Raw genomic sequence first — 12,382 nt, 5'->3', positions numbered from 1 at the left:
GCGGGCCGGCGTGGCGACGTCGGCTCAGGCCGAACGGTCGTCGGGAGCGGTGGACTGGGCGCGCGGCGGGGCGTAGCGGGGGACGTACTCCTGGCCGGTGAGCTTCTGGATCTCGGCCATGATCTCGTCGGTCATCTCGCGCAGCGAGGTACGGTCGTCGGGCCGGCCGGTGAAGTCCAGCGGCTTGCCGAACCGTACGGTGATCTTGGCGCGGCCGGGGCGGGGCACCCGGGTGCCGATGGGCTGGGCCTTGTCGGTGCCCAGCATGCCGACCGGGATGACCGGCACGCCGGCCGCCACCGCCAGGCGGGCCGCGCCGGTGCGCCCCCGGTAGAGCCGGCCGTCCGGCGACCGCGTCCCCTCGGGATAGACGGCGACGAGGTCACCGGCCTTCAGCACCGGGATGGCGGCGTCGAACGCGGACAGTGCCGCCCGGCCGCCGGCCCGCTCGACCGGGATGGCCCCCAGGCCGGTGAGCACGAACTTGGAGAAGGCGCCCTTCGGACCGGTGCCCTTGAAGTACTCCGACTTGGCCCAGAACGCCAGGTGCCGGGGCACCACGGTGCCGAGGAAGAGCTCGTCGGCGACCGAGAGGTGGTTGCCCGCGAAGATCGCGCCACCGGTCTCCGGAATGTGCTCCAACCCCTCCACGGTCGGACGGAAGGCCAGCCGGAGCGCGGGCGCCACGGTGAGCTTGCCGATGGTGTAGAGCAGGGGCACTGGTCCTCCGGCGAATCGTGTGCGGGCAGGCGGTGTCACGGTAGCGGACGGATCCACACCGCCATACGGGGGTGGCGGGCAGACCGGCTGCTGGGCAGGGGTGCCGGGGCCGGTGGTGGCGGCCCGGCGGCGCACCGCCGGACCACCACCCCCGTCACTTCCTCATACCCGGCGGACGGCGACCGTCACCCGGTCCCCCTCGCCGACCTCCCCGGTGAAGCCCTCCACCCCGTCGGCGAAGTCGACGGTGTCGGCGAGCACCTCCCGGGCCACGAAGTCGGTGTAGCCGGCGACCGCCGCGCGCACCTGCTCGGAGGCCGACAGCGCCACGACGATCCGGTCCGACACGTCCAGGTCGGCGTCCCGGCGGGCCTGCTGCACCACCCGGACGACGTCGCGGGCCAGCCCTTCGGCCGCCAGCTCCGGGGTGACCTCGGTGTCCAGCACGACCACGCCCTCACCGCCGGGCAGCGGCGCGGAGTGCTCGGCGTCGGCCGCGACCAGCCGCAGCTCGTACTCGCCCTCGGCGAGGGTGACGCCGGCGGCGACGGGGGCGCCGTCGACCAGCTCCCACTCGCCCGCCTTGACCGCCCTGATGACCTGTTGGACCTGCTTGCCGACGCGCGGGCCGAGCGCGCGCGGCACCACGGTCAGCACCTGCTGGCAGTACGCGGACACCTCGCCGGTGACCTCCACCGACTTCACGTTGACCTCGTCGGCGACGAGGTCGGCGAACGGCCGCAGCTGCTCCGCCGCCGGGGAGGCGACGGTGAGCTTCGCCAGGGGCAGCCGGACCCGCAGCCCCTTGGCCTTGCGCAGCGACAGCGCCGCCGAGCAGACGTCGCGGGTGGCGTCCATCGCCGCGACCAGGTCGTGGTCGGCCGGGAACTGCGCCGCGTCCGGCCAGTCGGTCAGGTGCACCGACCGCTCGCCGGTCAGCCCGCGCCAGATCTCCTCGGCGGTCAGCGGCGCCAGCGGCGCCACCACCCGGCACAGGGTCTCCAGCACCGTCCAGAGCGTGTCGAACGCGTCGACGTCGCCGGACCAGAACCGGTCCCGGGAGCGGCGCACGTACCAGTTGGTCAGCGCGTCCAGGTAGGACCGGACGGTGACGCAGGCGCCCGAGATGTCGTACGCGTCCATCTGCGCACCGACCGTCGACACCAGCTCGTTGGTCTTCGCCAGCACGTACCGGTCGAGCAGGTGCGTGCTGTCCGTCCTGCGCCGCGCCGTGTGCCCGTCGGCGTTGGCGTAGAGCGAGAAGAAGTACCAGACGTTCCAGAGCGGCAGCAGCACCTGCCGGACGGCGTCGCGGATGCCCGCCTCGGTGACCGCCATGTCGCCGCCGCGCAGCACCGGCGAGGACATCAGCATCCAGCGCATCGCGTCCGAGCCGTACGAGTCGAACACGTGGTAGACGTCCGGGTAGTTGCGCAGGCTCTTGGACATCTTGCGCCCGTCGGAGCCGAGCAGGATGCCGTGGCTGAGGCAGTTGCGGAACGCCGGCCGGTCGAACAGCGCGGTGGCCAGCACGTGCATGGTGTAGAACCAGCCACGCGTCTGTCCGATGTATTCCACGATGAAGTCGCCCGGGTAGTGGTGCTCGAACCAGTCGCGGTTCTCGAACGGGTAGTGCACCTGGGCGAACGGCATCGAGCCGGACTCGAACCAGCAGTCCAGCACCTCCGGCACCCGGCGCATCGTCGACTTCCCGGTCGGGTCGTCCGGGTTGGGGCGGACCAGCTCGTCCACCGCCGGCCGGTGCAGGTCGGTCAGGCGTACGCCGAAGTCCCGCTCGATCTCCGCCAGCGAGCCGTAGACGTCGACGCGCGGGTGGTTCGGGTCGTCCGACTTCCACACGGGGATCGGCGAGCCCCAGAACCGGTTCCGGCTGATCGACCAGTCGCGGGCGTTGGCCAGCCACTTGCCGAACGAGCCGTCCTTGATGTGCCCGGGCGTCCAGTTGATCTGCTGGTTCAGCTCGACCATCCGGTCCTTGAACCGCGTCACCGCGACGAACCACGACGAGACCGCCTTGTAGACCAGCGGGGTGTCGCAGCGCCAGCAGTGCGGGTAGGAGTGGGTGTAGGTGTCCTGCTTGAGCACCACCCCCCGCTCCTTGAGCTCCCGGATCACCGGCTTGTTGACGTCGAAGACCTGCTCGCCCTGGTAGGGCGGGACCAGCGCGGTGAACCGGGTGTGGTCGTCCACCGTGACGACGGTCGGGATCCCGGCCGCGTTGCAGACGTTCTGGTCGTCCTCACCGAAGGCGGGGGCCAGGTGCACGATCCCGGTGCCGTCCTCGGTGGTGACGAACTCCGCGCCGAGCACCTGGTAGGCGTTCTCCCCCGCCTGCTCGACCAGGAAGTCGAACAGCGGGGTGTACCGGCGCCCGACCAGGTCCCGGCCGAGGACCGTGCCGAGCTGCTCGTAGCCCTCCAGCTCCTTGGCGTACGCGGCCAGCCGGGCCGCCCCGACGACGTACCGCTGGCCGTCGCGCTCCAGCACCGCGTACTCGATGTCGGGGCCGACGGCGAGCGCGAGGTTGGACGGCAGGGTCCACGGCGTGGTGGTCCAGACGCCCAGGCGCACCGGCCCGCGCACCAGCTCCGGCGCGCTCTCGTCGGCGGTCAGCGCGAACCACACCGACAGCGTGGGGTCGTGCCGGTCCCGGTAGACGTCGTCCATCCGGGTCTCGGTGTTCGACAGCGGCGTCTCGCAGCGCCAGCAGTACGCCAGCACCCGGAAGCCCTCGTAGACCAGGCCCTTGTCGTGCAGCGTCTTGAAGGCCCACATGACGCTTTCCATGTAGTCCAGGTCGAGGGTCTTGTAGTCGTCGGCGAAGTCCACCCAGCGGGCCTGCCGGGTGACGTAGCGCTCCCAGTCCTGGGTGAACTCCAGCACCGACGTGCGGCACGCCTCGTTGAACCGGGCCACGCCGAGGTCGAGGATCTCCGCCTTGCTGGTGATGCCGAGCTGCTTCTCGGCGACCACCTCGGCGGGCAGGCCGTGGCAGTCCCAGCCGAAGCGCCGCTCCACCCGGCGCCCGCGCATCGTCTGGTAGCGCGGCACCACGTCCTTGACGTAGCCGGTGAAGAGGTGGCCGTAGTGGGGCAGGCCGTTGGCGAAGGGCGGGCCGTCGTAGAAGACGTACTCGTTTTCGGCGTCGCCTGCGGCGCCGGCATCGGCAGAGTCCGTCGTTTCCGGTCGTCGACCGGAGGTCGGCCTTGCCTCGACGGAGGCCTCGAAGGTCTTGTCGGCCGTCCAGTGCTCCAGGACCCGGCGTTCGACCGCGGGCAGGTCCGGGCTCGCCGGGACGCCGGCGGCGGTCGGGTCGTGCAACGGATAGGCCATCGGGGTCGCTCTCCTCGCGCAGCTCACTCGTCGTGTGGGTCTGCGAGGACGAGCCCCGATCCGGTACGCCGTCCGGCGCGCCGGGGCAAGGCCCGCGGTACCACCCCGCTTGGCGGCCAGGATCGACCGCCCGCTCGTTGGCCGGCTGTGACGGGCCGGACCCGTCCGGTTCTACTGGGCCGGTCACCCGGCTGTTCTTCCGGAGGCTCGCCGGTGATGGCCGGGTCATCGCCTTACGGCCGTCAAGGTTACCCGACCTCGGGCGGGGACCGCCGCCGAGTAACGGGGTGCGCCGACGGCCCGGCGGACATGACGGGCGTCACAGCCACGACTGTCACGCCCGGGCCCGCCCGATCCGTCGTGCGGGTGTCGGCACACCGACCGGATCGAGGAGGTCGTCATGCACAGGATCAACGTGGCGGAGGCGGCACCGCAGGGCTACCAGGCCGTGCTGGGGCTGGAGAAGTACGCCCGGACGAACGTCGAGCGCACCGTGTACCACCTGGTCAAGCTCCGGGCGTCGGTGCTGAACGGGTGCGCGTTCTGCGTCGACATGCACACCCGCGACGCGCTCGCCGAGGGCGAGTCGAGCCGGCGGCTCTTCGCGGTCGCCGCCTGGCGGGAGGCGCCCTTCTTCGACGAGCGGGAGCGGGCCGCGCTGGCGCTCACCGACGCGGTCACCCGGCTCGGCGAGCACGGCGTGCCCGACGAGGTGTGGGACGCGGCGGCGAAGGTGTGGTCGGAGAGGGAGCTCGCCGACCTGCTGATCGCGATCGCCACAATCAACGTGTGGAACCGCATCGCCGTGACCAGCCGGACCCAGCCGCCGCTGGACGTGTGACCACGGCAGGGGCGACGCAGGCGGCCGGTGCGCTCGACGCGCACCGGCCGATGCTGCTCGGCCTGGCGTACCGCCTGCTCGGCAGCCGGCACGACGCGGAGGACGTGCTCCAGGAGGCGTACCTGCGCTGGCTGGGGGCCGACCGGGCGGCGGTCGCGGAGCCGCGCCGCTACCTGTCCCGGGTGGTCACCCGGCTGGCGCTGGACCGGCTGCGCGCCCGGCGGGCCTCCCGGGAGACGTACGTCGGTCCGTGGCTGCCCGAGCCCGTGCCGACCGCGCCGTCGCCGTTCGGGCCGCTGGACGCCGTGGAGCTGCGCGACTCCCTCTCCACGGCCCTGCTGCACCTGCTGGAGCGGCTCACCCCGCCGGAGCGCGCGGTCTACGTGCTGCACACCGCCTTCGACCTGCCGTACGCCGAGATCGCCGGGATCCTGGACCGGTCGGTGGCGGACTGCCGGCAGCTGCACCACCGGGCGGCGGCCCGGATCGGCCAGGACCGGCGGCGGTTCACCGCCGACCGGGCCGAGCAGGAACGGCTGCTGGACGCCTTCCTCGCCGCCGCCCGCGACGGCGACCTGGCGGCGCTGACCGGGCTGGTGGCGGCCGACGCGACCGCCTGGTCCGACGGCGGCGGCCGGGTGAAGGCGGCCCGCAACCCGGTCTCGGGAGCGGACCGGGTGGCCCGCTTCTTCGCCGGCCTCTACGGGCCCGGCCGGGAGTTCACCGTGCGCCGGGTGGAGCTCAACGGCCAGCCGGCCGCCCTGGTGACCCGCCCCGACGGCGCCACGTACGCGTTGACCGTCGGCGCGGCCGGCGGGCGGATCACCGGGCTCTACCTGGTCGGCAACCCCGACAAGCTGCGGTGGGCGGCCTGACCGGACGGCCGGGCCGCGCAACCGCCGCGGGTGGTCAGCCCAGCTCGGGGAACCAGAGCGCGATCTCGCGCTTCGCGCTGTCCGGCGAGTCGGAGGCGTGCACCAGGTTCTCCCGGTTGGACAGCGAGAAGTCGCCGCGGATGGTGCCGGCGGCCGCCTTGCGCCCGTCGGTCGACCCGACCAGCCCGCGCACCACGTCGATGACCTGGTCGCCCGAGAGCACCAACGCGACCAGCGGGCCGCCGGTCATGAAGTCCTTCAGCGGCGGGTAGAACGGCTTGTCCACGTGCTCGGCGTAGTGCTCGTCGGCCAGCGCCGCGTCCATCGTCCGGGACACCATCGCGTCGATCCGCAGCCCCTTGCGCTCGAAGCGGGAGATCACCTCACCGACCAGCCCACGGCGGACCGCGTCGGGCTTGATCAGTACGAGGGTGCGCTCATCGGGGCTGCTGCTGGACACGCTGGGTTCCTCCTGTGCGCGGAAGGCGGTCGGGCTGGGTACGGTCAGCGTAGCGACCCGGTCCCGGCGCCGGCGCGGCGGCCGGTCTTTCCCCCGGCGGCCGATCCGGCCTAGCCTGGCCCTTGACCCCCGGGAGGTCCACAGTGGCGAATGGCGGGAACCGGCCCATCGCGCCGGTACGCAAGCTGATCGCCGCGGTGCTCGGCACCGTGGCCACCTTCGTGGTCCTCTTCGGGCTGGGCATGACGAGCTGGGCCATCGTGGCGCTCGGGGTCGCCCTGCTGGTGCTGGCCGTCGCGCTGGCCACCGTGCGCGGCGGCGGGCGCACCTGGGTGGTGGGCGTGGGCCACGTGCACAGCGCCTCCGAGCCGCCCACCCAGTACGCCTTCGGCCGCTGCGAGCTGCAACTGGTGATCGACGCGCCGGGGCTGCCGCCCCGGTCCAAGAAGATCATCGAGCCGCGGGTGCCGGTGGCGAAGTGGCCGTCGCTGGGGCAGACGCTGCCGATCCGGGTGGCCCTGGACGACCAGCGCCACGTCCGGGTGCTCTGGGACGACGTGCCCACCCACGCGGAGACCGCCGCCACCGTCGCCGCCGACCTCCCGCCCGAGTACGCGGGCCCGGATCCGCTGGACGACGTGCTGATCCAGCAGGAGGCGCCGCCCTGGGCCGACCGCGCGCCGGAAGACGACTTCCGCGATCCGCTCGGCGCCCCCGGCGCGGACCCGCTGGGCGACCCGCTCGGCGACCCGCTCGGCGACGAGCCCGTCGGGCGGCCCGAGGAGCGCGAGCCCGTCGTGGTGCACCAGCGACCCGGCGGCCCGGTCGTGCTGGAGGGCACGCTCGTCGAGCAGCCCACGACGGGCACCCTGCCCCGTCGCGCCACCCCGACGCCCCGCCCGCCGGCGGAGGAGCGGTTCGATCCGCCCGCCCCCGCCGACCGGAGCGCCGACCCGCTCGACCTGCCCCTGGACGACCCCATCCAGGCCCGCGAACGGCCACGCGGGGAGCGGATCAGCCAGGCGGAGCTGGACGAGGCGATCTTCGGCCCCACGGCGGGCCGCGCCGACGAGGAGGCCGGCGCCACCGCGGCGGATCCCGACGACCCCGGTGCGCCGATCGCCGGCGTGGGGCTGACGCTGCTGGTCACCGACCTGCCCCGCTCGCTGGCGTTCTACCGGGACCTGGGCTTCACCGAGGTCGACCGGGGCGCTGGCAACGCGGTCCTCGCCTCCGGCGCGACCCGGCTGGTGCTGCGGGAGGTCACCGAGGCCGCGCCGATCAGCCGCCGGCTCGTGCACGTCAACCTCGAGGTCGACGACATCGACTCCGCGTACGAGCGGCTGCGCGGCTCCGGCGTCCGGTTCACGTACGCACCCAGGGTGGTCAACCGGGGCACGAAGCTGGAGGTGTGGGCGGCCGCGTTCCGCGACCCGGACGGCCACGGCATCGCCCTCACCCAGTGGCGCGAACGCGCCGACGCCTGAACCCGTCGGCCCGGGCTTGCCGGTCCGCCGGCTCGGGCCTGCCGGCTCGGGCCTGCCGGCTCGGGCCTGCCGGCTCGGGCCTGCCGGCTCGGGCTTTCAAGAAGGTCTCCGTCGGCTTCGCCGCGCCGCCGCTGCGGGTCGGCATCCTCGGCGCCGGCCCGGGCCCGCCGTCGGCGGTTGCGGGCTCGTCGCAGGTCGGCGCGGCGTCTGCCGGCTCACGGCGCGGGCCTGCCGGCCTGGCGGCGGCTCCTCGGTGTGCCGCTCGGTCAGCCCAGGATGACGCGGCGGACGTGCAGCGCGTAGGCCCAGACCAGGGCGAAGACGACGCCCAGCGCGAGCAGGGACCAGTGCAGCAGGCCCGCCAGCATCAGCAGCCCCTGCAGGACGGTGCCGGCGTGCCAGGCCCACGGCCGGCGCATCGTGCCGGCCAGCAGCACCGCCGCCACGGCCAGTCCCACGACCGTCGCGATGGCCGCCCCACCCAGGTCTCCCCCGACCATCCGGATCGGCTGGATGGCCAGCACCAGCACCAGCGCCTCCAGGACCAGCGTGCCGGCCCCGAGCCCGCGGACCGCCCGCTCCGGGTTGCGCAGCCCCGATCGGCGCGGCCCGCCCGCCGGCCGCCCGCCGGGGTCCGCACCGACGGTCGCGCCCTCCGGACGGCCCTCGCCCACCGGGCCCCGCTCCGGCCGGCTCATCGCTTCAGCAGCCGGCGGGCGTCGGCCACGGTCACCACCGACCCGGTGACCAGCACCCCGACGCCGCTCAGCTCTCCCGGTACGTCCTCCTCGGCCATCGCCACCGCCGTCTCGATCGCGTCCGGCATCTCCTCGGCCACCTCGACCCGCTCGGGGCCGAAGACCTCGGCGGCCAGCGCCGCCAGCTCCCGCGTCGGCATCGCCCGGGGCGAGCTGTTCCGGGTCACCACGACCCGGTCGACCACCGGCTCCAGCAGCTCCAGCAGGCTGGCCGCGTCCTTGTCGCCGAGGACGCCGACGACGGCCACCAGCTTGCTGAAGGCGAACTCCTCCTGCAGCGCGGTGACCGTGGCGGCCATCCCGTGCGGGTTGTGCGCGCCGTCGAGCAGGATGGTGGGCGCGCTGCGTACGCGCTCCAGCCGCCCCGGCGAGCTGGCGGTGGCGAAGCCCTCCCGGACCGCCTCGACGTCGAGCTGCCGCTTCGCCCCGGCGCCGAGGAACGCCTCGACCGCCGCCAGCGCCACCGCCGCGTTCTGCGCCTGGTGGGCGCCGTGCAACGGGATGAACACCTCCTCGTAGACGCCGCCGAGGCCCTGGAGGGTGAGCACCTGCCCGCCGACGGCGACCGCCCGCCGCAGCACCCCGAACTCGGCGCCCTCCCGGGCGATGGTCGCGCCGACCTCGGCGCAACGCTCCAGGATCGGCCCGGCGGCCTCCTCCTCCTGCGCCGCCGAGATCACCGTCGCGCCCTTGTGGATGATCCCCGCCTTGGCCAGCGCGATGTCCTGGATGGTGTCGCCGAGCCACTCGGTGTGGTCCAGCCCGATCGGCGTGATCACCGCGACGCCGGCCTGGATCACGTTGGTCGCGTCCTCGGCGCCGCCCAGCCCCACCTCGACCACCGCCACGTCCACGGGGGCGTCGGCGAAGGCGGCGAACGCCATCGCGGTGGTCATGTCGAAGTACGTCAGCGGCTCCGCCGAGCGCTCGTCGACCAGCCGGGCGAGCGGCTCGACCTCCCGGTACGTGGCGGCGAACCGCCCCTCGTCGACCGGCTCGCCGTCCAGGCTGATCCGCTCCCGGACGGTCTCCAGGTGCGGACTGGTGTAGCGGCCGGTGTGCAGCCCGAACGCCCGCAGCAGCGAGTCGATCATCCGGGCCGTCGAGGTCTTGCCGTTCGTGCCGGTCAGGTGGATCGACGGGTACGCCCGCTGCGGGCTGCCGAGCAGGTCGAGCAGCGACTCGATCTTGTCCAGCTCGAAGGCCATGCGGGTGAACCCGCGGTCGGCCAGCTCGGCCTCGACGGCGGCGAAATCGGTGCGGTCGGTCACGAGGGCAGCGCCTCCAGAGCGGCGTCGATGCGGACCAGGTCGGCCTCGGCCACGGCGAGCCGGTCACGGATCTTGGCGACCACCGGCTCCGGCGCCTTGCCCACGAACGCGGGGTTGTCGAGCTTCGCCCGGGCCTGCGCGGCCTCCTTCTCGGCGGCGGCCCGGTCCTTGGTCAGCCGGGCCCGCTCGGCGGCCACGTCGATCGTTCCCCGGGTGTCCAGGGCCACGCTCACCTCGCCGGGCATGGCGAGCGTCGCGCTGGCCTGGAAGTCGTCGCCGGCCGCGTCGAGGCGCACCAGCGACCGGATCAGCGGCTCGTGCGCGACGATGCCGGCGGCGGCCAGGCCGTCCAGCCGCGCGGCGACCCGCTGCGTCGGGCGCAGCCCCTGGTCGGAGCGGAACCGCCGGATCTCGGTCACCACCCGCTGGAGGGTGCCGACCTCGACCTCCGCGGCGTCGTCGACGCCGGTACGGTCGGCCACCGGCCAGGCGGCCGTCATGACCGTCTCGCCGCCGGTGAGCGCGGTCCACAGCTCCTCGGTGACGAACGGGATGACCGGGTGCAGCAGCCGCAGCAGCTGGTCCAGCACGTGCCCGAGCACCCGGCGGGTCGCCTCGGCGGTCGGGCCGCCCTCGGCGAGCACCGGCTTGGTCAGCTCCACGTACCAGTCGCAGACGTCGTCCCAGGCGAAGTGGTAGAGCAGGTCGCAGACCTTCGCGAACTCGTACGCCTCGAACTGCTCGTCGACCTCGGCGGTGACGTGCGCCAGCCGGGACAGGATCCACCTGTCGACCGTCGACAGCGTGTCGGCCGCCGGCAGCGGCCCCTCGGTGTGCGCGCCGTTGAGCAGCGCGAACCGGGTGGCGTTCCACAGCTTGTTGCAGAAGTTGCGCGAGCCCTGGCACCACTCCTCGCTGACCGGCACGTCCCCGCCCGGGTTGGCGCCCCGGGCGAGGGTGAACCGGGTGGCGTCGGCGCCGTAGCGGTCGATCCAGTCCAGCGGGTCGATCACGTTGCCGAACGACTTCGACATCTTCTTGCCGAACTGGTCGCGGACCATGCCGTGCAGGGCCACCGTGTCGAACGGCTGCCGCCCGTCCATGGCGTACAGGCCGAACATCATCATCCGGGCGACCCAGAAGAAGAGGATGTCGTAGCCGGTCACCAGGACGCTCGTCGGATAGAACTTCGCCAGGTCCGGGGTCTGCTCCGGCCAGCCGAGCGTGGAGAACGGCCACAGGCCGCTGGAGAACCAGGTGTCCAGCACGTCCTCGTCCTGGCGCCAGCCCTCGCCGGTCGGCGGCTCCTCGTCCGGGCCGACGCAGACGATCTCGCCGTCCGGGCCGTACCAGACGGGGATGCGGTGGCCCCACCAGAGCTGCCGGGAGATGCACCAGTCGTGCATGTTGTCGACCCAGGCGAAGTACCGCTTGGCCAGCTCCGCCGGCTCGATCTTCACCCGGCCGTCGCGCACCGCGTCGCCGGCCGCCTCGGCCAGCGGGGCGGTGTTGACGAACCACTGGAGCGACAGCCGCGGCTCGACGGTCGTCTTGCACCGGGAGCAGTGCCCCACCGCGTGCACGTACGGCCGCTTCTCGGCCACGATGAGGCCCTGCTCGCGCAGCGCGGCGACGATCGCCGGCCGGGCCTCGTACCGGTCCAGGCCCTGGAACGGACCGTGCGCGGTGATGACGCCCCGCTCGTCCATGATCGTCAGCGAGGGCAGGCCGTGCCGCTGGCCGATCTCGAAGTCGTTCGGGTCGTGCGCGGGGGTCACCTTGACCATGCCGGTGCCGAAGCTCGGGTCGACGTGCTCGTCGGCCACGATCGGGATCCGCCGGTCGGTCAGCGGCACGGGCACCTCGGTGCCGATGAGGTGCCGGTAGCGCTCGTCGTCGGGGTGCACGGCGACCGCGGTGTCACCGAGCATCGTCTCGGCCCGGGTGGTGGCGACCACGACGTCGTCGCTGTAGCGGATCGAGATCAGCTCACCGTCGTCGTCGGTGTGCTCCACCTCGATGTCGGAGAGCGCGGTCAGGCAGCGCGGACACCAGTTGATGATCCGGTTGGCCCGGTAGATCAGCCCGTCGTCGTAGAGCTTCTTGAACATGGTCTGGACGGCCCGCGACAGGCCCTCGTCCATCGTGAAGCGCTCGCGGTCCCAGTCGACGGAGTCGCCGAGGCGGCGCATCTGGCCGAGGATCGCGCCACCGGACTCGGCCTTCCACTGCCAGACCCGCTCCACGAACTGCTCCCGGCCCAGGTCGTGCCGGGAGAGACCCTGGGCGGCGAGCTGCCGCTCCACCACGTTCTGCGTGGCGATGCCGGCGTGGTCCATGCCGGGCAGCCACAGCGCCTCGTGGCCCTGCATCCGCTTGCGCCGCACCAGGGCGTCCTGGACGGTGTGGTCGAGGGCGTGGCCCATGTGCAGGGAGCCGGTCACGTTCGGCGGCGGGATGACGATGGTGAACGGGGGCTTGTCGCTCTCCGCCGACGCCCGGAAGTGGCCGGCGGCTACCCACTGCTCGTACCGTCGCTGCTCTACCTCGCCGGGCTGGTACTGGCCGGCAAGGGTCGGGGCGTCGGGGCGTCGGGCATCCAGTCTCTCGGTCACC

At 73.4% G+C, this 12,382-nt stretch carries 9 protein-coding genes; 3 read left to right on the top strand and 6 right to left on the bottom strand.

The genetic code is table 11. The annotated features are described in order from the left end of the window. Positions 1-24: 24 nt before the first annotated feature. Both GA0070606_RS22730 and ileS read right to left on the bottom strand, forming a co-directional pair. Positions 25-720, bottom strand: a complete 696-nt coding sequence (locus GA0070606_RS22730) for a lysophospholipid acyltransferase family protein (protein WP_091103974.1) — start codon at positions 718-720, stop codon at positions 25-27. A 162-nt stretch (positions 721-882) separates the two neighbouring features. Next, a complete protein-coding gene (ileS, locus tag GA0070606_RS22725; protein ID WP_091103972.1) occupies positions 883-4,074 on the bottom strand; it encodes an isoleucine--tRNA ligase in 3,192 nt (1,063 codons plus the stop codon). A gap of 400 nt (positions 4,075-4,474) precedes the next feature. Here ileS and GA0070606_RS22720 point away from each other — a divergent pair, with 400 nt between their 5' ends. Then, positions 4,475-4,915 (top strand): carboxymuconolactone decarboxylase family protein, encoded by a 441-nt coding sequence (locus GA0070606_RS22720; protein ID WP_091103971.1) that lies wholly within the window; start codon positions 4,475-4,477, stop codon positions 4,913-4,915. Then, a complete protein-coding gene (sigJ, locus tag GA0070606_RS22715) occupies positions 4,912-5,790 on the top strand; it encodes an RNA polymerase sigma factor SigJ (protein WP_245724772.1) in 879 nt (292 codons plus the stop codon). The genes GA0070606_RS22720 and sigJ overlap by 4 nt, the downstream gene beginning before the upstream one ends. Before the next feature lie 34 nt (positions 5,791-5,824). Here sigJ and ndk read toward each other — a convergent pair whose 3' ends face one another. Further along, the gene (ndk, locus tag GA0070606_RS22710; protein ID WP_091103968.1) at positions 5,825-6,250 is read right to left on the bottom strand and encodes a nucleoside-diphosphate kinase; all 426 of its coding nucleotides are present in this window, start codon (positions 6,248-6,250) and stop codon (positions 5,825-5,827) included. A gap of 143 nt (positions 6,251-6,393) precedes the next feature. Between ndk and GA0070606_RS22705 the strand changes: the two genes are divergently transcribed. Continuing rightward, positions 6,394-7,737, top strand: coding sequence for a VOC family protein (locus GA0070606_RS22705; protein ID WP_091103967.1), 1,344 nt, complete (start codon positions 6,394-6,396; stop codon positions 7,735-7,737). 266 nt (positions 7,738-8,003) lie between these two features. Here GA0070606_RS22705 and GA0070606_RS22700 read toward each other — a convergent pair whose 3' ends face one another. Genes GA0070606_RS22700 through GA0070606_RS22690 form a run of 3 tightly spaced genes read right to left on the bottom strand, consistent with a single transcriptional unit; the run spans position 8,004 to position 12,381 of the window. Beyond that, positions 8,004-8,435, bottom strand: a complete 432-nt coding sequence (locus GA0070606_RS22700) for a DUF4233 domain-containing protein (RefSeq protein WP_091103964.1) — start codon at positions 8,433-8,435, stop codon at positions 8,004-8,006. Then, complete coding sequence (locus tag GA0070606_RS22695; protein ID WP_091103960.1) at positions 8,432-9,766, bottom strand: bifunctional folylpolyglutamate synthase/dihydrofolate synthase; 1,335 nt, start codon at positions 9,764-9,766, stop codon at positions 8,432-8,434. Before GA0070606_RS22695 ends, GA0070606_RS22700 begins: the two co-directional genes overlap by 4 nt. Beyond that, positions 9,763-12,381 carry a valine--tRNA ligase gene (locus GA0070606_RS22690; protein WP_091103957.1) on the bottom strand — a complete coding sequence of 873 codons (2,619 nt, stop codon included), beginning with the start codon at positions 12,379-12,381 and terminating at the stop codon, positions 9,763-9,765. The genes GA0070606_RS22695 and GA0070606_RS22690 overlap by 4 nt, the downstream gene beginning before the upstream one ends. Between the last annotated feature and the right edge of the window lies 1 nt (position 12,382).

The sequence above is a fragment of the Micromonospora citrea genome (assembly GCF_900090315.1).
Taxonomy (GTDB): Bacteria; Actinomycetota; Actinomycetes; order Mycobacteriales; family Micromonosporaceae; genus Micromonospora; species Micromonospora citrea.
The sequence above is the reverse complement of the archived record's forward strand: the minus strand, read 5'-3'. Positions and strand labels throughout refer to the sequence as shown.